This is a genomic window from Collinsella intestinalis (assembly GCF_902501455.1).
GTDB lineage: Bacteria > Actinomycetota > Coriobacteriia > Coriobacteriales > Coriobacteriaceae > Collinsella > Collinsella intestinalis.
This window is the reverse complement of the sequence record NZ_CABWIC010000030.1, coordinates 53,267-75,783: the sequence shown is the minus strand read 5'-3', so window position 1 is coordinate 75,783 and position 22,517 is coordinate 53,267. Positions and strand designations below refer to the sequence as shown.

The window sequence follows — 22,517 nt, the reverse complement described above, 5'->3', positions numbered from 1 at the left end:
GCCCGGCTCGCTTTATAATAGGAAAGCGTTATCGCGCGCGGAGGGTCTGCGCGCGTTGCACCGGAGAGAGGAGGGCCCATGAGGCGCATACGCAAGATCGGCGTGATGTTGTACCTGATCGCCGCCGTGGTTGTGGTTGGCCTGTTCGCGGGCTCTCAATTCGGCCCCCATACGGATCGCTTCAATGCCCTGCTGGCTGTGCCGTGGGTACGCGTTCTCGCGTTTGCGTGCGTGTGCGTGGTGCTCGTCCAGATGGCGGTGCTTTTGATCGCGGCCATTGCGGACAAGCCAGAGCCTGAATTTTTGCGACTTTCCGGCGATGTGCAGATCGAAGTCGCCCTACCCGCGCTCGTTTCCATTTCTCGCACTGCCGCCGAGTGCGATGACGTGCTCATCGAGGAGGTCGGGGCGCACGTGCGGGGCCGTGACCGTTCGGAGGTCCATATCGAGATCGAGGCGATCGCTCTTGTTGATGGGGACCTTGCGGCCCTTGGACAGGATATGCAGGGCCGCGTGCAGCGGGCGTGCGAGCAGATGCTCGGTGTGCCCGGTGTTTCCGTGCGCGTTCGGTTCTTGCCGAGCAAGACCGTGACCGTTACCAGGGAGGTTTGCTAAGTGAGTGATACTGCAAAGGGCGCGCAGAGAGCGCCCAAAGCCGTCATCGAGCATGTCGTCGAGCCCGTCGAGAGCAAGACGCATACGTCTTCCGCCGAGGCTGGCTCGCAGGCGAGCGCGACCGATGCGGATGGGACCACTCGCCCCGAGACGTTCCACGAGGCGACCTTCGGCTTTTTCCGCGAGCTGGGGCGCAGGATGTGGGAGCACGCCGATGCGCATCCGCATGCCACGCTGTACGGCATCATGGGGTTCGTGCTGGCGGTGCTCATCTTGGTCATCGGGCTGTGGGACACCATTGTTATCGCCGTGTTCGTGGGCGTCGGTGTGGTCATCGGTCAAATGCGTGACGGCGATAACGCGGCGGTGAACTTCATCCGCCGTCTGTTCGACAAATAACATGACGCCGCCCGCGCCTGTGCATGAACCGCGCGTTCGTGGGCATATTCGATAGCATGAGGAAATCAGACGGCAGAGCCCGACAGGGGAGGACACCATGGCAGACGAGAAGAAGCAGGGACTGTTCGGCATCGAGGTCGCGTTTTCGGAGGCTGACGACGAGGCCGAGCGCGAGCTGCAGCTCATGGAGCAGGATATGAACGAGGCGGACGAGTCTGCGCTCGAGGACGAGCCCGAGTTCGAAGAGGATCTCGAGGACGATTCTGAGGACTCTCTCACCTATTCCAACGGCGTTATCGAGAAGATCGTCGCCATGGCCACGCGTGAGGTCCCGCATGTGCTCGGCATGAAGGGCAACCTTATGCATCTCGTGCAGGAGACCTTCGGCGCCGAGAACCTCACCAAGGGCGTTACCGTTGAGGTCACCGACGACAATCGTGTGATTGTGAACATCTCCGTGATCATCGAGTACGGTTGCTATGCGCCGGCGATCTTCGAGGACGTGAAGGAGCGCGTGACCGAGCGTCTGACCGCTATGACCGGCCTGGAGGTTGCAGGCATCAACCTGCGCATCGAGGACGTGGTGACGCGCGAGGAGTACGAGGCAAGCAAGAAGCGCCACGCCGAGGACGACGAGTAAGACATCGCCAAAGCTGTTCAATTGGGGACAGGTACAATTTGCAACATGTCGCCAAAGGGCATGCGGCCGTCTGTTTGCAGACGGCCGTTTTTGTTTCATGGCGGTTTCCATGGTTGCCCGATATGGGGTACCCTGTTAAGCTCATCCCCATGATTACGTTTGACGGACATATCGCGAGCATGATGATGGTCATGGAGATGCCCTCGCCCGGGCACTTTGTCATGCCGCGCGTTTTCCGCGTGCTGACCGAGACCGGGCGCCTCCACTAGGTTGTCTCCGGCGGGAGATGGCCATTTATCCCAAAACCATCTTTAAGCGGAGTTTTCCTCGTGATCAGCATCAAGCATCTAGACAAAACCTATGACGGCGGCGCGCACGCCCTTTCGGATATCAACATCGATATCGCCGACGGTGATGTCTTTGGCATCATCGGTATGAGCGGTGCGGGCAAGTCCACGCTCGTGCGTACCATTAACCTGCTCGAGCGCCCCACGTCGGGCACTATCGAGGTTGATGGCCGCGACGTCACCGCCCTGTCCGGCGAGGAGCTGCGCGCGTATCGTCGTCGCGTGGCCATGATTTTCCAGAACTTCGGCTTGCTCGCGCAAAAGACCGTGTTGGACAACGTGTGCTTCCCGTTCCTCGCCGCTTCCGGCAAGGTGACTGCCGAGAACCGCGCCCGCGCGCTCGAGTTGCTCGATCGCGTCGGACTGGCCGAGAAGGCCCAGAGCTATCCCAGCCAGCTGTCCGGCGGTCAGAAGCAGCGCGTGGCCATTGCCCGCGCACTGGCCTGCGAGCCCGAGGTGATTCTCTGCGACGAAGCGACCTCCGCGCTCGACCCCAAGAGCACCAACACCATCCTCAAGCTGCTGCGCGACATCAACCGCGAGACCGGCGTGACGCTGGTGGTCATCACCCATTCCATGGATGTGGTCGAGAAGATCTGCAATAACGTCGCGGTGCTCGAGCACGGTCGCGTGGTGGAGCAGGGGAGCGTGGCGAAGGTGTTCGCCGATCCCCAGGCCGAGGCTACGCGCGTGCTGCTCGGAAAGGTGGATTGGGATGCTTAACGATTTCCTCGCGGAGTTTGCTCCGCTGCTCATTCAGGGCACCATCGACACGCTCGTCATGGTGTTCGCGTCCACTGCGGTCGCCTATGTGATCGGCACGGTCCTCGGTGTCGTGCTGCACCTCACCGCGCCGAACGGCCTGCGCCCCGTGCCCGTGCTGAACGCGGTGCTGGGCTGGGTGGTCAACATCGGCCGTTCCCTGCCGTTCATCATTCTGCTGATCGCCCTTATGCCCGCCACTCAGGCGCTCGTTGGCACCTCCACGGGCGTGGTGGGCGTCATCCCGCCGCTGGTGGTTGCGACCGCCCCGTTTGTGGCCCGTATGGTCGAGCAATCGCTCGCCGAGGTGAGCCGCGACGCCGTGGAGGCCGCCGAGGCGTGCGGCGCGTCCGTGCCCCGTATCGTGTTCTCGGCGCTTCTGCCCGAGGCGCTGCCGAGCATCGTGCGTGGCATCGCCGTGACGCTCATCGCCGTGCTGGGTTACACCGCCATCGCCGGCGCCGTGGGCGCGGGCGGCCTGGGCGATATCGCCATCCGCTACGGCTATTACCGCTACGAGGACGGTGCCATGATCGCCACGGTCGTGCTGCTCATCGTGCTCGTCCAGCTCATCCAGTCAGTGTGCAATCTCATTGCCCGCAAGGTCGATCACCGCTGACGGGCTTTCCCGGGCATCGCATTTCTGCGTTCAATCGTCGCTTGCGTCAACCTGCAGCATCTGGGAAACCCTGTCTGGCCCCAGACCATTCATCTCTCAACAACGTCCTTCGAAAGGATCCCATCATGAAGAACTTCAACGCTTCCGTTTCTCGTCGCTCCCTGCTCACCTCTTTTGCTGCCGGTCTGGGCGTTGTTGCCCTGGGCGGGCTCACCGCTTGCGGCGGCTCTTCCGCTCCCGCCGGCTCCGCCGCGGCCGATTCCGCCGTGCTGACTGTCGCCGCCAGCCCCGCGCCGCACGCCGAGATCCTGACGGATTTCGCCGCGCCTCTTCTCGCCGAGCAGGGCATCAAGCTCAAGGTGAAGGAGTACACCGATTACATCCAGCCCAACAAGGACACGTCCGCTGGCTCCGTTGATGCCAACTACTTCCAGCACATCACCTATCTCGAGGATTACAACGAGAAGAACGGCACCGACCTCGTGTCCGCCGGCTTGATTCACTACGAGCCCTTCGCGGTGTACGCCGGTGCGTCCGATGACCTCGACAATATCTCCGACGGCGCCACGGTCGCGATTCCGAATGACCCCACCAACGAGGGTCGCGCCCTGCTCCTGCTACAGGATCTTGGCCTGATTACCCTTTCCGACCCCGAGAACCTCGAGTCCACGCCCAAGGACATCAAGGAGAACCCGCACAACCTCAAGTTCCAGGAGCTCGAGGCCGCTGCGCTGCCGCGTGCCCTTTCCTCGGTCGACTTTGCGGTCATCAACGGCAACTATGCCATCGAGGCCGGCTATCACGTTGCCGATGCCCTCGCGCACGAGTCCTCCGATTCGCTCGCCGTTGAGAGGTACGCCAACATCATCTGCGTCGCCAAGGGCCAGGAGGATTCCAAGGGAATCAAGGCCCTCGTCAAGGTGCTTACCTCTGGGGACTTCAAGGCTTATCTCGAGGAGAACTACGGCGAGGACGTGCTTCCCGCGTTCTAGGTTTCGCTGTCGATTCTGGGCCCGGGTATCGTCTCGGGTGATAAGAGGCTATATGGGGCGGTCGCCGAGGGGCGGCCGCCTTTTTCATGCCGATGACGCCTGTGATTGTCCGTTGCCCGAACTGTCGCAAACGCTGCTTGCATAAGGGGCCGTTCGCGTTACCATCAGGGGCGCGAGGAACCGATTCGAAAAGCGGGGCGCGGCGTGGAAGAGCAGAAAGAGCAAGCAAAGCCAACGGCGACGGAGGCCGCCTCTTCATGGGCGGCGACCCAACATACGACACCGGTCGAGCCCCTTGAGCATCTCGTGAGCGAGGAGGACATCCGCCGCGGCGAGCAAGCTGGCGCTCGTCGCAGCAAGGACCCGGGCTTCCTGCGCTTCTTTGTCATCTTGAATGGCGGGTTGATCCTCACCGCCCTGGCCATCGTGTTGTTCAAGACGCCCAACCACTTTGCGTTCGGCGGTACCTCCGGCGTGTCGGTCATCCTTTCGACGCTGTTCCCCACGTTGCCGGTCGGCGCTTTCATGTGGATCATCAACATCGTGCTGGTGGCGCTGGGATTCATCTTCTTGGAGCGCAAGGCGATCCTGTGGAGCGTGTTCGCATCGTTCGCGCTTTCGGGTTACGTGTCCCTGTTCGAGATGCTGTTCCCCGGGGCGTCGACAACGTCCATCACGGGGGATATGTGGCTCGACCTGTGCTTTGCCGTGATCTTGCCCGCGATAGGCAGCGCCATGGTGTTCGACATCGGCGCGTCGACGGGTGGCACCGACATCCTCGCCATGATCCTCAAACGCCATAGTACGCTCGAGATCGGGCGCGCGCTGTTGCTGGTGGATATCGGCATCGTGTGCATCGCGGCGGTGCTGTACGGTCCACGCGTGGGTCTCTACTGCGTCCTCGGCCTGTTCGCCAAGACACTGGTGGTCGATAAGGCCATCGAGAGCATCCATTTGAGGAAGGTCTGCACCATCATCTGCAAGGAGCCTTTGAAGGTCGAGACCTACATCGTCAAGGAGCTCAACCGCACGGCCACCATCAGCCGTGGATACGGTGCGTTCTCAGGTCAGCTCGTGACGGTGATCATGTGCGTGCTGAGCCGCCGTGAGGCCGTGAAGCTGCGTCGATACGCGCGCGAGGTCGATCCGGGGTGCTTCATCACGATCGTGGACAGCTCCGAGATCGTGGGCAAGGGCTTCAGGGGCGTCAACTAGTCGACGGCGGCCTCGTTCTCATCCTCGTCATCCAGGCAGAAATCGACGATGGCCTGCTTGAGGCGGTCGATGCCCAGACCGGATTCGCTGCTCGTGACGATGAGGCGATCGGCGGGGACGCCGATCTGCTTGCGGATCGACGCGGCTTGCTTGCCCTGCTGCGACTTGGAGAGTTTGTCGGCCTTAGTGAGGCAGACGATGAAGTTGAAGCCGTTCTCGCGCAGGAACTCGATCATCTGCAGGTCGAGCTTGCTCGGGTCGTGGCGGATGTCCACAAGGGAGACGACCAGGTTGAAGCTGCGCTCGGAATCGAAGAAGTCGCCGATGAGTTGGGCCCAGCGGTCGCGCTCGGCCTTGCTGCGCTGTGCGAAGCCATAGCCGGGCAGGTCGACGAAGTGCACGCCGTCGGCCTCAAAGAAGTTGACGTTGGCGGTCTTGCCCGGGGTGGAGGAGACCTTCACGAGGCCGCGGCGGTTGAACAGCTTGTTCATGATCGAGGACTTGCCTACGTTGGAACGGCCCACGAAGCTCACTTCGGGGCAGGTCGACCGCGGGATCTGCGATGCCTTGCCGTAACTGGCGACGAAATGGACCTTGTTGTAGTTGATGGCCTCTGCCATGGGAATGCCTCTCTGTGTGATCGGGGGCGGGGCTTGCGGAACGTGCGGATACGGCCGGCGCGTCCGGGAATGTGCGGTGCGCCGTTAGTCGCGCGGCTCGATCCCGAGCTGGACCGCGAGGCGGCGAACGATGGAAAGCACGAGGGAGCTGGCGCTCTTGGCGTACTCCTCGAGATCGAACTCGCGGGAGGAAAGGGCGTCATAGCTCTCGTCGCAGTTGTCCGAGATGGCACGCAAGACCAGGCAGTCGATGCCGTTCTTGGCAGCGACGTGTGCGATGGCGGCGCCCTCCATCTCCACGCAGTCGCCCTGCGTCGCAGCGATCGCGGCCGCCTTAGCCTCCGCGCCGCTCACGAAGCGGTCGCCCGTGGCGATCGTGCCGCGCAGGAAGCGCTGCGGCTCGGAATCGGTGTTGTTGCGACGGAAGAGGGTGGCGTCGGCCTCGGCCCGGGCGGTCGCTGCATCGCCCTCGGAGAGCGCGGCATCGACAAAGCCGTGGGCGCGCAGGGTCTGCTCGGCAAGCTCGACGAGGAAATCGCTGCTGGAGAATTCCTCGAGGCCGGGCGCGGATTCGGCGATCAGGGCGGTGTCGGTGTCGAGGTAGCGCAGCTGCTCGCCGATCACGACGTCGCCGATGTGCAGGGCAGGGTTGAGACCGCCGGCGATACCGGAGAAGATGATGGCGTTGGCGCCGTGCGCGCTGATGAGGTGCTGCGCCGCGGCCGCGGCGTTGACGGTGCCCATACCGGCCGTGGTGGCAACGATCTCGAAGCCGTGGTATTCGCCGCCCACGATGTGCAGGCCGGCCTCGTCGACGACGGTGCCCTTCTCGACGGCGGCGTAGATCTGGCGCACTTCCTTCTCGAGCGCTCCGATGATGGCGATGACAGGTGCCATGGGTCTCCAATCTTCAAATTCAATCGCGACCTATTCTACCAGCACAGAGTCTCTTAGATCTCAATTGGGGACAGGTACAAATTGAGACCATTCTCGATTGCGGGCGGCGTGTTTGACCGGTGAAAAACGTCTCAATTTGTACCTGTCCCCAATTGAGACCCCCCGTTGGGGCTCTGTGCAGATATGGCCCCAATTCGATAGACGTTCCGTGATGATTCACACTGCGTGCAATAATGCACGTCGAGTGAAATATCCCATATGGAAAGGACTCGATGCCCAGATGGAGGCCATGCGTCCCCTGAAGTCGGATCGGCGTATCCTGCGCTCGCAGCGCGCTTTGCGCGAGGCCCTTGTGGCGGAGCTCAGCTCGGGCGTGGACATTGCCCGCGTGAGCGTGGCCGCGCTCACCGAGCGTGCGGGCCTCACGCGCCGCACGTTCTACTCGCATTACAAGGACATCCCCGATTTCATCGAGCAGGTCGAGAACGGCCTGTTCGATGAGATTCGCGTCCGCGTCCGCGCCATTGCCGAGGCGACGTTGCCCGATCTGTACAAGAACATCGAGCGCCTCGAACCGGCGCCCGGCTCGGTCGAGTTGCTTACGTACATCTCCGAGAACCGCGACCTCATTGGCGCCCTCATAGGGCCCGGCGGCGACCAGGCCTTCATCAAGAAGGTCATCGACATGTCGTGCTCTGAGGTGTCCGACCGCATGCAGACCGGAATCCTTCCCGCCGCCGTGGGTGCGTTCTTCGACTACTACCTCGCTTCGGTTGTTTCCGCCGAGGTCGGCGTGGTCCAGCTGTGGTTCGAGCGCGATCTGGCGGAGAGCCCCGAGACCATGGCGCGCATCATGACGGTGATCGCCTTCGTGCGTCCGGGCGACCTGTACGGCATGCCCATTGACGTCAAGGTCCCCGCCTACGGTGCCAAGCTCATGGGACTGAATATTGACATTCCAGCTATAGACTTCAACGACATCACCTCAGGTTCCACAGGGAGGAACGACTGATGACCGACATGCAGACCAAGGCCGTTGAGAACGCGGTTTGGAACCCCGAGAACGCGCGCGGCGCGCTCCACCTGGGCATCGACGTTGGCTCCACCACCGTCAAGCTCGCGGTCCTGAACGACGAGAACGCAATCGTCTACGCCAAGTACCAGCGCCATCACACCGATGTTCGCGCATGCGCGCGCGACCTGTTCGAGGGTGCGGCGTCGCTGCTGCCCGAGGCGCAGATGACCTGCGCCATCACGGGTTCGGGCGGCCTGTTGCTCTCCCAGTGGCTCGGCCTCGAGTTTGTGCAGGAGGTCATCGCGAGCAAGCGCGCGGTGGAGACCCTGATTCCGCAGACCGACGTCGCCATCGAGCTCGGCGGCGAGGACGCCAAGATCATCTACTTCGACTCGGGCATCGAGCAGCGCATGAACGGCACGTGTGCCGGCGGCACCGGCGCGTTCATCGATCAGATGGCAACCTTGCTGCACACGGATGCCGCGGGGCTGAACGAGCTCGCAAAGCGCGCCGAGAACATCTATCCCATCGCCAGCCGCTGCGGCGTGTTCGCCAAAACCGATGTCCAGCCGCTGCTGAACGAGGGCGCCCGTCCCGAGGACGTGGCCGCCTCCATCTTCCAGGCCGTGGTGACGCAGACCATCTCGGGTCTGGCGTGCGGTCGCCCCATCCGCGGCCATGTGGCGTTCCTCGGCGGCCCGCTGCAGTACCTCTCCGAGCTTCGCCACCGCTTCTACCTCACGCTCGACCTCGACGACGAGCACATCATCGTGCCCGAGAACGCGCATCTGTTCGTGGCCTCCGGCGCTGCCATGGCGCATGAGTCGAGCAAGCTCGTGCGCCTCGGTGAGCTCGTCGAGGCGATCGATGGCCTGGGCGACACGCAGGGCGCCGAGGTCGCCCGCCTCGAGCCGCTGTTCGCGACCGACGACGATCTTGCCGAGTTCCGCACGCGCCACGCCAAGGAAGTCGTGCCCCGCGGCGATCTCGAGGGTTACACGGGTCGCGTGTTCATCGGTTTGGACGCCGGTTCCACCACGATGAAGGCGGCCATGGTGGGAGAGGACGGCCAGCTCCTCCACACCTGGTACGGCAACAACAACGGCGACATCCTGGGCACGGCCAAGACGATCATGGCCGACTTTTACGCGCACATCCCGTCAGGGTGCACGATTGGCCACGTGACCACCACTGGATACGGCGAGGCCCTGCTCATCGAGGCGCTCAAGGCCGATTCCGGCGAGATCGAGACCGTGGCGCACCTGCGCGGCGCCCGCGCGTTTTTGCCCGGTGTAGAGTTCATCCTCGACATCGGTGGCCAGGACATGAAGTGCCTGCGCGTCCGCGACGGCGTGATCGAGCACATCATGCTGAACGAGGCATGCTCCAGCGGATGCGGAAGCTTTATCGAGAGCTTCGCGGTGTCCATGGACATGGACGTGCGCGCCTTCGCCGCCGAGGCGATCGCCGCCCGCGGCCCCGTCGACCTGGGCAGCCGCTGCACCGTGTTCATGAACTCCCGCGTGAAGCAGGCGCAAAAGGAAGGTGCCACGGTGGGTGACATCGCCGCCGGCCTGTCCTACTCCGTCATCAAAAACGCCCTGTTCAAGGTCATCAAGCTGCGTGACCCCAAGGAGATCGGCAGTCAGGTGATCGTCCAGGGCGGCACCTTCATGTCCGACGCCACGCTGCGTGCGTTCGAGCTGCTCACCGGCGTGAACGCCGTGCGTCCCGATATCGCCGGCTGCATGGGCGCGTACGGCGCGGCCCTGCTCGCGCGCGACCGTGCCGGCGCCACCGGCACCTCCACCGTGCTCTCGGCCGACGAGATCGCCGGTCTCACGGTGGCTCAGCGTCATGTGCGCTGCGGTCGCTGCTCCAACAACTGCCAGCTCACGGTGAACGACTTCGGCGAGGGGCGCAAATTCATCACCGGCAACCGCTGCGAGAAGGGCGCGGGTCACAAGAAGCGCAAGACCGAGGCGCCCAACCTGTTCGCCGCCAAGAACAAGCTGCTGTTCGACCGCGAGTGCCTGAGCCCCGACGAGGCCCCGCGCGGCACGGTGGGCATTCCGCGTGCGCTCAACATGTACGAGAACTATCCGTTCTGGCATGCGTTCTTCACGCGGCTGGGCTTTTCGGTGATGCTCTCCGACAACTCCAACAAGGCGACCTACGAGAGCGGCATCGAGTCCATGCCGAGCGAGAGCGTGTGCTATCCGGCCAAGCTCTCCCACGGCCATGTGATGAACCTCATCGCCAAGGACCCGGATTTCATCTGGATGCCCTGCGTGCGCTGGGAGCGCAAGGAGGACCCCACGGCGGGCAATTGCTACAACTGCCCCATCGTGATGAGCTACCCCACGGCCCTGGGCCTGAACGTCGACGCCATCACCGAGAACCACGTCGAGTTCATGTACCCGTTCGTGCCCTACCATGACAAGGTAGAGCTCAAGCGCCGCCTGTACGAGCTGCTCGCCGTGGAGCGCGTGGCCGACGCCGAGGCGGGTCGCGGCCGTGTGCGCGGGCCCAAGCTCACCCGCACCGAGATCGATCAGGCCGTGAACGCCGCTTACGAGGCCGACGCGCGCTTCCATCAGGATATCCAGACCATGGGCGAGGAGGCCATGCGCTGGATCGAGGACAACGGCGGCCGCGGCATCGTGCTGGCAGGTCGCCCGTACCACAACGATCCCGAGATCAACCACGCCCTGCCCGAGCTCATCGCGAGCTTTGGGTTCGCGGTGCTCACCGAGGATTCCGTGGCGCATCTGGTGAAGCCCGAGCGTCCGATCCGCGTGGTTGACCAGTGGATGTTCCACAGCCGCCTGTACGCCGCGGCGCGTTTTGTGACCATGCGCAACGACCTGGACCTCATCCAGCTCAACTCGTTCGGCTGCGGCCTGGACGCGCTTACCACCGACCAGGTCCAGGAGATCCTCGAGGCGAGCGGTAAGATCTACACCGTGCTCAAGATCGATGAGGTGTCCAACCTGGGCGCCGCGCGCATCCGCATCCGCTCGCTCATGGCCGCCCTGAAAGACCAGGAGGCCGAGCGCGCCGCCGAGGCGGCTGCCGCGGGCGAGGCGTACGAGCAGGGCGAGGCCGCGCCCGTCGCGCCGAGCCCTGATGCGCCGGTGTTCGCCACGCACAAATACGCCCTCGAGCCGCAACGCGCCGCCGCGAGCGCGGCGTTTCCCAAGGTGCCCTTCACCGAGGAGATGCGCGAGGCGGGCTACACCATCCTGTGCCCGCAGATGGCGCCCATCCACTTCGACCTCATCAAGGAGGTCTTCCGTGCCGGCGGTTACAACCTGGAGCTTCTGCCCTCCACCGACCGCGGTGCCGTGGAGGCGGGTCTGCGCTATGTGAACAACGACATCTGCTATCCGTCCATCCTGGTGACGGGTCAGATCATGGAGGCCATCGAGAGCGGACGCTACGATCTGTCCAAGACCGCCGTGGTGATCACCCAGACTGGCGGTGGCTGCCGCGCCACCAACTACATCGCGCTCATCCGCAAGGCCCTGCGCGACAGCGGGCATCCCGACATCCCGGTGATCAGCCTCTCCGCCGTGAAGCTCGACGAGAGCAACCCGGGCTTTAAGCTCACGGTCCCGCTGCTCAAGTCCTGCGTGTACAGCGTGCTGTTCGGCGATCTCATGATGCAGATGCTCTATCGCACGCGTCCCTACGAGGCGGAGGAGGGGGCTGCCAACGAGCTGTTCGAGGACTTCATGGAGCGCGCCCGTCGCCTCGCGCCGACATTCACGCGCCGCAGCTTCACCAAGCTCTCCCGCGAGGCCATCACGGCGTTCGACACGCTGCCGCTCACGGGTGAGGGCTCCAAGCCGCGCGTGGGCGTGGTCGGCGAGATCCTGGTGAAGTTCCACCCCACGGCGAACAACCACGTGGTGGACGTCATCGAGGCAGAGGGCTGCGAGGCCGTGGTGCCGGGCCTGCTCGACTTCTTCCTGTATTCCATGAGCAACGCGCAGGTGCAGAAGGACGAGCTGGGCAGCTCAGCCGCAGCGCGCGCCAGCATGGACGCTGCGATCGGCCTGGTGGATTGGATGCGCAAGCCCGTAGACGAGATGCTCGAGAAGAGCGATCGCTTCGAGCGCCCCGAGCCCATCTCCGTGATGCAGGACAAGGCACGTCAGATTCTCTCCCTGTGCAACAACATGGGCGAGGGTTGGCTGCTCACTGCCGAGATGCTCGACCTGATCGACCATGGTGCGCCGAACATCATCTGCACGCAGCCCTTCGCGTGCCTGCCCAACCACGTGGTGGGCAAGGCCGTGATCAAGGAGCTGCGCCGCCTGCACCCCGAGAGCAATATCGTGGCCGTTGACTACGACCCGGGCGCGAGCGAGGTCAACCAGCTCAACCGTATCAAGCTCATGATCAGCGTGGCCAAGGAGAACATGCGCGCGGGCAAGGGTTTTGTGATGGAACCCATCGCCACCATCCGCCGCGACTCGGTGACAAGCCGCATGAAGCCGCACCATCTCACGAGCGATGCCGAGGTGGAGCGCGTGGCGCACCGCCTGAGCCGCGGCCTGCACTGGAAGCGCGCGAGCAAGGGCGACGCGGAGGAGTAAACACCTCGACTGGGCGCCTTGGCTGAGGATAAGATTCGATGGAAAAGAAGGCGGCCGCTCGAGCCGCCTTCTTTCTCTCATGTCCAAGAAATGGGAGGCGGCTCATCCCGGGCTCATCTCCTTTTGTCGTTTACGTTCCAAGTCGGCAAGCCTAAATGAGGTTTTTCGTATTCAAATCGGGATTCGTCGAGTAAGCGGCATTTGTGGCCTCCAGCGACCTGCGGTTTTTCCTACCGCCACTTTCGGCCTGCTCGCGAGTTCTTAATTTCGATACGAAAAACCTCAAGAAGCGCGGCGCGCATCTCCGAAAGTGCGCGCCGCCAACGTTGTCTTGGTTAAAATGAGCGATCTGACGACAGCGATTATCAAATGATACAGAACAGGCATCCAGCGCCGAACCAGTAGAGCGCGGTGAAGATGCCGCCGCAGAGCATCCAGATGATGTTGCCAATGACGCGCATGCGTAATCCAATCGACGCGAGCTTTGTAAGGCAATTGCACGGGCGCGGGATTTCCCCGTCGCTTAAGGGGGCTTAAATTGGAGGGCTCGATGTCGTTTGATCAGGCGAAAGCGTATCTGGAACAACGCGGCTCGGTGGTCGAGTCATGGAGCTCGACGTCTCATCTGCCACGGTGTCGATAGCGGCGTAGGCCGTTGGCACGAGCGAGGGCGAGATTGTGAAGACGCTTTCGTGTCCGATGAGCGAGGGCGCGATGCCCGTGTGTGCTGCGGGCGATACTAAGATCAATAATCCAAGTTCAAGGCCATGTTCCACGCCAAGGTGAAGATGATTTCCGGCGACCGCGTGGAGGGGCTGGTGGGTCATGCCCCCGATGGCGTGTGTCTCTTCGCGGTGGCAGAAGGCGTGCCCGTGTATCTGGACGAATCCATCCGTCGGTTTGGATGCGCGTGTCCCGCGTGCGGCAGCTCCAACAGCACCGTGCGCCGACGCCGAAGGAGCTTTCGGTTGCCATGCCAGGTGCCACGTGGGTAGACGTCTGCAAGCTCGCGGGGTAAGGGCGACCTGACCCTGACCTTCTGCGGGCTGGGGTCAGGGCTAGCGTTCATGCAGGCTGCTTGAGCTATGTCTGCTTAGAGGGCTGCGCATTATCCTCTGTCCGAAATGAGTTCCTGTATGCGTTCCCAGAGTGCTTCACGAATATCGTGCGCCTTCTTTGCGCTTAATACGGTTTCTAGCTTATCTTGCGACGAGGCGGGCTCATTGAAGGTCACGCTGATGTTGTCGAGAAAAACATGATCATCAAGGATGCTGTCTCCGAAGCAGAGCAACACGGCAAAGTACATGCTTGCATCTTTCCACCATTCGGTGTCGAAGCGGATTGAAGGCAGCATGCTTTTCTTCGGTTCGCTGAATTTTGAATCGGTAAAGCCGGAGAAACCCCAGACCTTGCAAATCAAATTGCTTATGGCGTGATCCAGGCAGCTATAATAGGGTTGGCCGTTGCGTTCGCTGCCGCGGAAATCAAATCGCCTTTTAGGATGGTCGGGCATCATGCTTCGTTCAATCTCAGTCCACTTAATGCCGTCGCACTGATGACCGCCGAATTTGGAGGGTCGGGGATCGAGGTCTGCGTAGTCGCGCAAAATGGTGCAGCCTTGCGAGGCTTGAAGATCCCAATCATCAAACGGGGTACTTTCATCGGTTCTTTTAACAAGTTGAGTGCGCATCAAAATAAGGAGCTCCCGTACCAACTCATCTCGTTCGGACATGCTTCGCTCAAGCTCCTTGACCTTATTGTCGAGCTCGCCCGTTATTCTCTTCCACTCGCTTGTAAACTCTTCGGGATTGTCTGCATGGGGTCGGATCTGCTCGAAGATCGCTTCGAGAAATTTATTACAGGTAAGGACAGAGTTGTCGCTCATTTGTCGTCCTTCTTTCTTTCAGTTCATGTGGCTTCCCATGTATGTGGCGGGTAGGTCTGATGCCCGTAAGAATCAGCATGCTCCCGCCCACTCGCAGTCTACTTCCTCGGGTGTCACGGCGCGCATCTCGTGCGTCTCATCATCGGCGAGCAGGATGCTTCCATCGCCGAGCGGGCGGAAATCGAAATCGGTCGAAAACGTGTCGCAGGCTATGAATCGCTCGCCGCGGAAACCCTGCTCCTCCAGCTCGCGGGCGGAATAGACGGGCGTATGGCCGACGATCTGGTTGAGGTGCGGCATCCCGAGGACCGTGAGTTCGCTGGTCGATGCCCATAGTGGCCCGGGGATGCTGATGCCGCCGCGGCCGGGGCCGCAGAGGTTGAACAGCAGGAGCTCCTCATCGTTGCCGTGCTCGAACATCTCGCTCAGCGCGTGGTCGAACGTGGCGTTGAGCTGGGCGGCGAGTGAATCGGCGGAATATGACGGCTCGCCGAACGACTCTGCCTCGACATCGATTTCGAGGACGATGTCCGCGAATTGGCTGGTAAGGCCTGCGTGCGTGGCGAGCCATCCATCGACGGCTGCCGCCATGCGCACGTTCATCTGGGCGAGCAGTCGCTGTGCGGGGATGATGCAGTTCAAGTTGGTGCCCGGCCCCTGTCGCTCGATGAGATACTGCATGTCGTGGTTTCCCAGCAGGGCGTCTACTTGTATGCCGCGCCCGCGCGTTCGATCGATCCAATCTGCCTGAAATTCCAACCCTTCTAGCAGTTTTTTTGCATCGGTTGTGTCTCTGTTGGGGCTGTAATCATCGCAATAATCCCCGAGCAGCACGACCCGCCGCGCGCCAAGGAACCGGATGGCGTTGTCCACAATCGGCAAGATCGGATGTTGCTTTTGATGCATGTCCCCAACAACGATTGTCTTCATACCTTCTCCTTTCAGGGAGGGGTTAAACAATAGTAAAATCTCCAATATGCCTCTCCCTAATAATAAATAAGTTTTATAAACCCGCTGGTAGATGCCTATGAAAAAACGCTACCAATAGAGGGTTGAAAAATATATAAAAGGAGCAAAGCAGCTTGGGGATCTTCATATTGGAGAAAGGGGCTTCTCCCTACTGGGACGGGGGTCAAGATGCGCCCGATTGCAGGAGCGGGTCAGGCCACTACGCGGTTGGCGCCACGACCATCGCCGTCCACCCCCGGAGGGGCCGCAAGGGGAGGGGCTTTCGATGCCCGAACCATATCGCCCGCCGCCTCGCATCCATGTTCCCGCGCGGCTGCGGTATCCAAAGCCGGCCGTGTAACTTCCGCCAAATCTAATCGATTTGCTATGTCTGGAGGCGAGGGCGTCCGGTATTTTTCCTCCAGGCGCCACGCGATGCCATCGCATGCGTGCCAGCCAAGCAGGATCGCGGGTGACATTTTAAAGTCGGCATAGTCCTCCAGCAAGATGCAGCTTTGCGATTCTTGCAGGTGGTGGTAGCCAGCCAGACCTCTATGCGCAAGTTGAGTGCGGGTCAAGATGATGCTCCATGAAGCGCGAAGGGACTGTTGTGTATGAACGTCAGAAAAAGCTGACGACCTTCGAGCCGGCAAGGGCCATCAATGCGATATGTCAACGCAACGGCTTTGCGCTTCCGGGTTGCAGGAGCGGATTCGGCCGCTACGAGCTTGCGAATTCCACGCGGCCGAGTTCGGGGACATCGAGCCGGATGAGCCCCTCGGCAGTTTCTCGCTCTTGCGTGGACAGCTCACGCTAGGTGATGACGCGCGCTACCAGCTGCTCCTCCGCGCCATCGTCTTGCGCATGGACCGATGCCTCCATGCCATATGCCGGAAAAATGACTCTGAGGCGCTGATAATTTACGGCAAGGAATTCTTGCAGCACTAAGCTCGAGCCAGCAGGTAAATCGAGATGCTCGCGTTCGTGTACTCGTCGAATTCCTCTTCCGGTTCCGTGTCGAAGAGGGCCCAGGCGCGCAGGGTGCCGGTGTCGTCGAGGTCCGTGTCGATGGCGGTGTAATAGTCGCCGGTGAGGAACGCCTGACGGAACTGATCGGGCAGAACGGGGGCGTTGACGAGCCCCGTGTCCAGCAGCTCGATTCTCTCCGCCTCGACGTTCACGCTGGAAATTGCCTCATAGAAGCGAGCGAAGTTCTCTTCGGCAAAGGCAAGGTTCTCCTCGGGCGTGCGCGCGATATCTACGTCGGCGTTGTAGACCACGCTATCGACGGCGCCGTATTCGTCCGTTTCAACGGAGACACTCGCCACGATGTCGCCGTCTTCATCGGTGATGTTTCCGCTCACGCGGTAGCCGCTGTCCTGGCGGTGCTCGAGGGGGTCGTCGGCGAGAGTGTAGCTGCACGCCGGTTCGAGCGCGGTGTTGAGGGCCTGAATGGCGCGCGCGGAGGCCTCTTGGGCTTCCGAGGATTGCGCGGTGGAGTCGATGAAGCGAGGGACGAAGGCGAGCGTGAGGAGCAGGAGCGGCAGACCGATCATCAGGAAGCGCGTGCGGCCGAGCCCGGGGAGTTCAATCCCGTGAGCGTGCGCAACTGCGGCCGCGGCCCGGCTCATGCGACGCATGGTGTCGAAAAAGCCATATGCGGACATGGCGGCGCCGGCGATTTCCAGCCCCGTGCTCAGGGCGTCGAGGTCGTCGTTGTCCAGGGTGTCGACCAAGCGCCCCGCGGCCGCCACGCCGATGCCGCCCGCGACGGCCGGGTTCGTCCCGATGTCCGCGTTGCCACCGATGGCCTCGCGTTCGAGCTCCTGCCAGTGGGCGCTGCCAAGCCCATGCCTGGCAACTACCCCGCAGGCGACGCACACCGCGCCCTCGGCGATCATGAGGGCGGCCATGGCGATCAGCTGCAGGTCTCCAAAGCCTTTGGAACCCAGTCCGATGTTGTCGATCATCACGAGCAAGATCGCGAGCCCGCCTGTGAGAAACAAGGCGACCAGGGAATACCAGGCTGCCTTGGGGAGCAGGTAATAGCGCTTAACCAGCTTTGCATCGCGTGTGCTGAGCACGGGCCCTCCCGGGTTTGACGCTGCTCTTTCATCTCCGGGCTGCGCCGCCGCGCCCCTCTTTTTTGGGAAGGTCCGCCGCCGGTGCGCCTCGGTTCTCCTGAGTATGGCGCAGGAGGGGATGGCATATGATGAGGCGACGGCCCCAATCCGCGAATGGAGTGATAATGCCGCTGCCCGTTGTGGTTACCCACTACCTCCTATAAAACAGCTCGTGCGCCCGCTCCTTGAGGTTCGTCGCACGGATGATTCCCTCATATGCTTTCAGCTTGATCTCCGGGAACGCGTTGAAGAAACGCAGCTCACGGCGGGTGAGGACGGTCTTCAGCTTTTCGGGGGTGGAGATCTCGGCGCGTTGGGCTATGCTGCGTGCATGGCGCACAACCAGCCTGAGGTTCTGCTTGCCCTCGGCTATAAACGAGGGCATCTCCACCTTGCCGCGCACGGCCTCGAAGGCGCCATCCGACATCTCGGCGAGCCATGAATTGAGTTCTCCGCTTCGGGCCTTGATCTCCGCTGCAGAATCCAGTGCCGCGTCGGGCACCCTGTCGAGCAGGGAGTCGGAAGCATCTTTGAGGGATTCGTTGACTTTGTCAGCGAGCTCGATTCTGAGCAGCTCGAGCTTTTGCGAGAGCTGGCGCCAGCTGACCAGCGTGAAAGCGGTGTCGATGACCAGGAGCGCTGCGCATGCAAAGGCTGCCGCTGCCAGGATGGTCGGCGGCATGAGTTCCAATGCGTTCAGCAGGGCGGGCTCGGCGATACGGCAAATGAGCACCGCCCCCGCTCCAAAGAGCGCGGCGCCATATAGGCAGACCCTGCCGTTGATGTTGAAGGGGAACTTAGAGTAATCCCAGAATCGCGCTCCGGTGATTTGTTCGAGCGCCGCTCCCACGCCGTATTCGATGGCGCTGCATACGAGCGCGGCGGCTGCAAACTGAACAGCGACGTTCGGAATGTCGCGCAGCAAGAACCAGCATGCGAGTGATCCCACGCCGTAGATGGGACAGCATGGGCCAAGCAGGAACCCGCTGTTGGCAAAGTGGCCGTAGTTCGCAAGGGCGCAGATGGTGGATTCGTAGAGCCAGCCAATGAATGAGAAGACGATGAACGACAAAAACAGCGCCGATAGGGGAGCGCCCGTCGAGTTCAGTTCAGAGATGATCCCGCTCAAGTCCGTCATCATTGCGATACCTCCTTGCGGCCTGTGGAGCGCTTGGGTAGCCGCCCCGCGATGGTCTCATGGAGCGCACAGGCCTTGTCGGCCAGGCACACCAACCATGCTTCGCGGCAGGTGGGAGGGATGGGAACCAGCGGGAACATGTGACGGGAGATGATGTTGCGCTCTCGTTCGGTCAGGTCGTCAAAGTCCTCTTCCGCGCGGGCGAGCGCGGCGAATGGGTGCGTGAACCCATGTAGGCGATGCGATGGGTCGGGGTCGTGCCAGTCGTAGAGGAAGTAGTCGTGAAGGAGCGCACCGCGGATGAGCGAAGCGCGATCGATACGGACCCCCAGGCGCTCGAGTCGCCCGGCCATGGCGAGGCTGGCGTGCGCAACGGAGATCACGTGTGCATGCACGCTCATGGTGCCGTGCTGGATAAAGCCTCGTGTGAGGCCGAATCTGCCCTGCGTTTCTAAGACATGGGCGATGTGGGCAACCTCGTCGATGGGGCTGGTTGCGCAACGCATGGGGCAGGCTTCCGCGCAGGCCTTTTGCGATTCGCAAATCGTGCGATCCTCAAGCACATTTGTCATCGAGTGGCTCCTCACGAGTGTCCCTTGGGCGCAAACCGACACGGTTGCCCAGCGTTAAAGATACAACGTTACCATTCGGATGCGAATGCTCTGTAGACGCGGGGGTTCGTTCATAAAAACTAGTGCCGTGGGCCCTGCTTTCCGCATATGAAAAAGACCCTGGGGCGAACCCCAGGGTCTTTTGCGATCCGTTATGGAAAGCGTTTTGCGAAGCGTTGCCTCGGTTTAGCCGAAGTAACGAGCCAGGAGACCAGCGAAGGCCTTGCCGTGACGGGCCTCGTCGCGAGCCATCTCGTGCACGGTGTCGTGGATGGCGTCCAGGCCAGCGGCCTTGGCGCGCTTGGCAAGGTCGAACTTGCCGGCGGTGGCGCCGTTCTCGGCCTCAACACGCATCTCGAGGTTCTTCTTGGTGGAGGTGGTCACGACCTCGCCCAGGAGCTCGGCGAACTTGGAAGCGTGCTCGGCCTCCTCGTAGGCGGCCTTCTCCCAGTACAGGCCGATCTCGGGGTAGCCCTCACGGTGAGCAACGCGAGCCATGGCCAGGTACATACCGACCTCAGAGCACTCGCCCTCGAAATTGGCGCGCAGGTCCATGATGATGTCCTCAGTGACGCCCTCCTCGTGAGCAACGCCCACGATGTGCTCGGCGGCCCAGGTCATCTTGCCCTCCTCGACCTTGGTGAAGCGGTCGCCGGAGACGCCGCACTGGGGGCACTTGAAGTCGGCGGGCAGCTCCTCGCCGTCGAACTCCTCAACGAAACCGCAAACGGGGCAAACGAACTTCATGTTTGTTCTCCTTTGAACACAGGCGAATGCGCTCCTTGGGGCGAACCCGCGGTCGCGCTTTGACATCTGCATTATGGCACAGTTTCAGAATCATATGAGCCTAAAACGGAAACATATTAGGATTCATTCTCAAATAGTTCACAAATGGACGAACGTGCAGTTCAAGGCTTTAGGGAGATGGTCGCGGAATGGCGATCGGCGTGTTGACGGGGCAGATGGAGCGTCCAAGTGTTCGTCTGAACAGGCCAAGAGCTGATTGTGCTCCTGTTTTTGTCTGGGCGCTCAGAGAGGGGTGGCGGCGGGGTGGTTCTGCAGCGGCAACGTGGCGCGCGAACAAGCGCTCAAGCCCTCAAAAAGGGGGTCACAAAATATGCGTTTCCGAGAAACTGGTCAAAATGCCCTGATTGTGCGCTGAAAGCGGGGTCAAAACGCTCGTGCATATTTTCTCGCGCAGGGCAATCCTGGGGTTTTGCCGATGGCGGCTGGAGGCAATGGTTGCCACGGCTCGTGATTGGTCGGATCGGTGTTCTCAATCCTGGGCAAACGCGACTGCGCCACTGATTGTTCGGCGCACAATCGGGGTATTTTGACCACACTGAGCAAAACGTATCGGGCCGAGGGGGTGACGGTCATGAGCGTATGCATTTTTGGAGAGTCAGCGCTCGAATTTATGCGATCGAGCGGGCGATTGGCGCCGGAGTTTTTGGATAAGCCGCGCACGCAAAAGCTGGATGGCTGCGGCGTATCGCCAAAAGCGATGTTTACGGACGACATGGAGCGCTTGGGTGTGAAAACGCGCCCCGTGCATATCCTGGTGTCCAAAGAGTCGGGCGCCCGCAGCCGGGACGACATCGTGTGCCACCGCAGCGCGGCGGAGTTGCCACCTCGTTCGCTTATTTACGTGAATAGGGATGTCTTAGTGACGAGCCCGGCTCTGACATTTCTGCATCTTGCAACGGTTGACCTGCACAAGAAGCGGCAGCGCACCGTCGAGGAGCTGGCGCTGATCGGCCTCGAGCTGTGTGGAACCTACCTCCTCGATGATTCGTGGGATGGCCTTACCAACACGGCGAAGCCCCTGACTTCCGTCGAGCAGATCGCACGCGTGTTAGATGCGATGCCCGGAGCGCCGGGAATCGTCCGGGCCCGTGAGGCGCTTGAGCTGGTCAGCGACGGGTCCAACTCGCCCATGGAATCCGTTCTGTGCGCATTGCTTACCTGGCCGCGGCGACTCGGTGGTTATGCCCTCGGGCCCGTCTCGCTTAACCACCGCGTCTCAGCTGCCGACGGGGACCGCTATGTGGACGTTGCATTCCCAGGCCATAAGGTCGGTCTCGAGTACAAGGGCCGCAAGTTCCATGCAATCGAGCAGGCCGGCCGCGATGACCGCAGGCAGAACAAGTTGGTGGGTTCGGGATGGACCATATTGAACGTCTGGTACGAGGACATTGTCGAAGAGCATCTATATAATCAGCTCGTCGCGGACGTTGCGCGCGCGATGGGCATTCGGCTGAGAATCCGCAGCGGCGGTTTCGATGCTCGTCGCAATGTGCTGCGCATGCAGCTCATCCCCGCATTCAAACAGTACGCTACGGCGTTGGCGCGGTAGTTGGCCAAAATACAAGAACGCCGCCAATCGCGAGGTCGCGAGAGGCGGCGCGGGGTGAGGCCCGTGCGTGGGCATGGGGCCTGTCTCCGGCGGGTCATCGGGGCGAAAAGCTGCCGCAAGACGAGGCCCGAGCCGGGTTACAGGATTTGCACCTGGCAACTCGCCATAGTGGCGATCGCGGCGTCGTGCGCGGCGGGGGTGACGCCGGCGCACAGGGCGGGATTCACCGCGAGCGGGACCTCGGGCAGGTGCGCCTTGATGGTGAGGGCGTTGCTGACCACGCAGATGTCGGTGCATAGACCGCAGAGCTCGATGGAGTCGATGGGAGCGGCGTTGTTTTGTGCGACAAGCCAGCGGGCGAGGTCGAGCGATCCGAACGAGGGCTTTTCGAACACGGGAGCGCTGCGGCGGGCGCGAATCGTTTCGAGGGTGGGTGCGAGTTCCCAGCCGGTCGTGCCGGTGATGCAGTGGGGAATGGGCAGGTTGCGACCCTCTTGCGTGGCGGCGTAGTCGCTGCCGTGGGTGTCTTTGGTGAAAACGACCGTACCGTCGAAGCTGCTGGCGCGCTGGGCGACTGCCTCGACGATGGCCTGCGCCTCAGGCGTGCCCAGGGCGCCGTCGATGAAGTCATTTTGCATATCAACGACGATGAGGTAGGAGTTGGACATGGCGAGGGCTCCTTTGGTGAGTTGAGCTGGGGCACATCTGAAATGCCGGCTGCCTGCCATTAT

General features: G+C 61.9%; 21 protein-coding genes. 12 read left to right on the top strand and 9 right to left on the bottom strand.

The window, feature by feature from the left end; translation table 11 throughout:
* The first annotated feature begins 78 nt into the window (after positions 1 to 78).
* The 8 genes from AOBCEHNH_RS07405 (at position 79) to AOBCEHNH_RS07370 (ending at position 5,589) form a co-directional block, all read left to right on the top strand.
* Positions 79 to 615, top strand: coding sequence for an Asp23/Gls24 family envelope stress response protein (locus AOBCEHNH_RS07405; RefSeq protein WP_152063767.1), 537 nt, complete (start codon positions 79 to 81; stop codon positions 613 to 615).
* Entirely contained in the window at positions 616 to 1,014 is a 399-nt protein-coding gene (locus tag AOBCEHNH_RS07400; RefSeq protein ID WP_152063766.1) for a DUF2273 domain-containing protein, read from the top strand.
* Positions 1,015 to 1,111: 97 nt separating this feature from the next.
* Positions 1,112 to 1,654, top strand: a complete 543-nt coding sequence (locus AOBCEHNH_RS07395; protein WP_152063765.1) for an Asp23/Gls24 family envelope stress response protein — start codon at positions 1,112 to 1,114, stop codon at positions 1,652 to 1,654.
* A gap of 122 nt (positions 1,655 to 1,776) precedes the next feature.
* Positions 1,777 to 1,923 (top strand): hypothetical protein, encoded by a 147-nt coding sequence (locus tag AOBCEHNH_RS07390; RefSeq protein ID WP_006723939.1) that lies wholly within the window; start codon positions 1,777 to 1,779, stop codon positions 1,921 to 1,923.
* 60 nt (positions 1,924 to 1,983) lie between these two features.
* Positions 1,984 to 2,724, top strand: coding sequence for a methionine ABC transporter ATP-binding protein (locus AOBCEHNH_RS07385; protein ID WP_152063764.1), 741 nt, complete (start codon positions 1,984 to 1,986; stop codon positions 2,722 to 2,724).
* Complete coding sequence (locus AOBCEHNH_RS07380) at positions 2,717 to 3,382, top strand: methionine ABC transporter permease (protein ID WP_118271902.1); 666 nt, start codon at positions 2,717 to 2,719, stop codon at positions 3,380 to 3,382. The genes AOBCEHNH_RS07385 and AOBCEHNH_RS07380 overlap by 8 nt, the downstream gene beginning before the upstream one ends.
* 125 nt (positions 3,383 to 3,507) lie before the next feature.
* Positions 3,508 to 4,374, top strand: coding sequence for a MetQ/NlpA family ABC transporter substrate-binding protein (locus AOBCEHNH_RS07375; protein ID WP_152063763.1), 867 nt, complete (start codon positions 3,508 to 3,510; stop codon positions 4,372 to 4,374).
* 204 nt (positions 4,375 to 4,578) lie between these two features.
* Complete coding sequence (locus tag AOBCEHNH_RS07370; RefSeq protein ID WP_152063762.1) at positions 4,579 to 5,589, top strand: YitT family protein; 1,011 nt, start codon at positions 4,579 to 4,581, stop codon at positions 5,587 to 5,589.
* Here the strand turns inward: AOBCEHNH_RS07370 and yihA are convergent.
* Positions 5,586 to 6,209 (bottom strand): ribosome biogenesis GTP-binding protein YihA/YsxC, encoded by a 624-nt coding sequence (yihA, locus tag AOBCEHNH_RS07365; protein WP_152063761.1) that lies wholly within the window; start codon positions 6,207 to 6,209, stop codon positions 5,586 to 5,588. The genes AOBCEHNH_RS07370 and yihA overlap by 4 nt on opposite strands.
* An 84-nt stretch (positions 6,210 to 6,293) precedes the next feature.
* A complete protein-coding gene (locus AOBCEHNH_RS07360; RefSeq protein ID WP_152063760.1) occupies positions 6,294 to 7,106 on the bottom strand; it encodes a 5'-methylthioadenosine/S-adenosylhomocysteine nucleosidase in 813 nt (270 codons plus the stop codon).
* 289 nt (positions 7,107 to 7,395) lie between these two features.
* On the opposite strand from AOBCEHNH_RS07360, the gene AOBCEHNH_RS07355 reads away from it, so the two are divergent.
* From AOBCEHNH_RS07355 to AOBCEHNH_RS08070, 3 genes are all read left to right on the top strand, one after another.
* The gene (locus tag AOBCEHNH_RS07355) at positions 7,396 to 8,118 is read left to right on the top strand and encodes a TetR/AcrR family transcriptional regulator (RefSeq protein ID WP_306437547.1); all 723 of its coding nucleotides are present in this window, start codon (positions 7,396 to 7,398) and stop codon (positions 8,116 to 8,118) included.
* Entirely contained in the window at positions 8,118 to 12,725 is a 4,608-nt protein-coding gene (locus AOBCEHNH_RS07350) for a 2-hydroxyacyl-CoA dehydratase (protein WP_152063759.1), read from the top strand. The genes AOBCEHNH_RS07355 and AOBCEHNH_RS07350 overlap by 1 nt, the downstream gene beginning before the upstream one ends.
* A 767-nt stretch (positions 12,726 to 13,492) precedes the next feature.
* Positions 13,493 to 13,720, top strand: a complete 228-nt coding sequence (locus tag AOBCEHNH_RS08070; protein WP_226803354.1) for a YbaK/EbsC family protein — start codon at positions 13,493 to 13,495, stop codon at positions 13,718 to 13,720.
* Between the two features lie 113 nt (positions 13,721 to 13,833).
* Here the strand turns inward: AOBCEHNH_RS08070 and AOBCEHNH_RS07340 are convergent, their stop codons facing one another.
* The 6 genes from AOBCEHNH_RS07340 to AOBCEHNH_RS07315 form a co-directional block, all read right to left on the bottom strand.
* Positions 13,834 to 14,610, bottom strand: coding sequence for a hypothetical protein (locus tag AOBCEHNH_RS07340; RefSeq protein WP_152063758.1), 777 nt, complete (start codon positions 14,608 to 14,610; stop codon positions 13,834 to 13,836).
* A gap of 72 nt (positions 14,611 to 14,682) precedes the next feature.
* Complete coding sequence (locus AOBCEHNH_RS07335) at positions 14,683 to 15,540, bottom strand: metallophosphoesterase (RefSeq protein ID WP_152063757.1); 858 nt, start codon at positions 15,538 to 15,540, stop codon at positions 14,683 to 14,685.
* Positions 15,541 to 16,502: 962 nt separating this feature from the next.
* Positions 16,503 to 17,642 carry a hypothetical protein gene (locus tag AOBCEHNH_RS07330; protein ID WP_152063756.1) on the bottom strand — a complete coding sequence of 380 codons (1,140 nt, stop codon included), beginning with the start codon at positions 17,640 to 17,642 and terminating at the stop codon, positions 16,503 to 16,505.
* Positions 17,643 to 17,832: 190 nt separating this feature from the next.
* Positions 17,833 to 18,819 (bottom strand): putative ABC transporter permease, encoded by a 987-nt coding sequence (locus AOBCEHNH_RS07325; protein ID WP_226803353.1) that lies wholly within the window; start codon positions 18,817 to 18,819, stop codon positions 17,833 to 17,835.
* Entirely contained in the window at positions 18,819 to 19,391 is a 573-nt protein-coding gene (locus AOBCEHNH_RS07320; RefSeq protein ID WP_152063754.1) for an HD domain-containing protein, read from the bottom strand. The genes AOBCEHNH_RS07325 and AOBCEHNH_RS07320 overlap by 1 nt, the downstream gene beginning before the upstream one ends.
* Before the next feature lie 225 nt (positions 19,392 to 19,616).
* The gene (locus tag AOBCEHNH_RS07315) at positions 19,617 to 20,177 is read right to left on the bottom strand and encodes a ferritin family protein (protein ID WP_039910730.1); all 561 of its coding nucleotides are present in this window, start codon (positions 20,175 to 20,177) and stop codon (positions 19,617 to 19,619) included.
* A gap of 523 nt (positions 20,178 to 20,700) precedes the next feature.
* Here AOBCEHNH_RS07315 and AOBCEHNH_RS07310 point away from each other — a divergent pair.
* The gene (locus AOBCEHNH_RS07310; protein WP_226803352.1) at positions 20,701 to 21,786 is read left to right on the top strand and encodes a putative endonuclease domain-containing protein; all 1,086 of its coding nucleotides are present in this window, start codon (positions 20,701 to 20,703) and stop codon (positions 21,784 to 21,786) included.
* Between the two features lie 137 nt (positions 21,787 to 21,923).
* Here AOBCEHNH_RS07310 and AOBCEHNH_RS07305 read toward each other — a convergent pair whose 3' ends face one another.
* The gene (locus AOBCEHNH_RS07305; RefSeq protein WP_152063753.1) at positions 21,924 to 22,454 is read right to left on the bottom strand and encodes a cysteine hydrolase family protein; all 531 of its coding nucleotides are present in this window, start codon (positions 22,452 to 22,454) and stop codon (positions 21,924 to 21,926) included.
* Between the last annotated feature and the right edge of the window lie 63 nt (positions 22,455 to 22,517).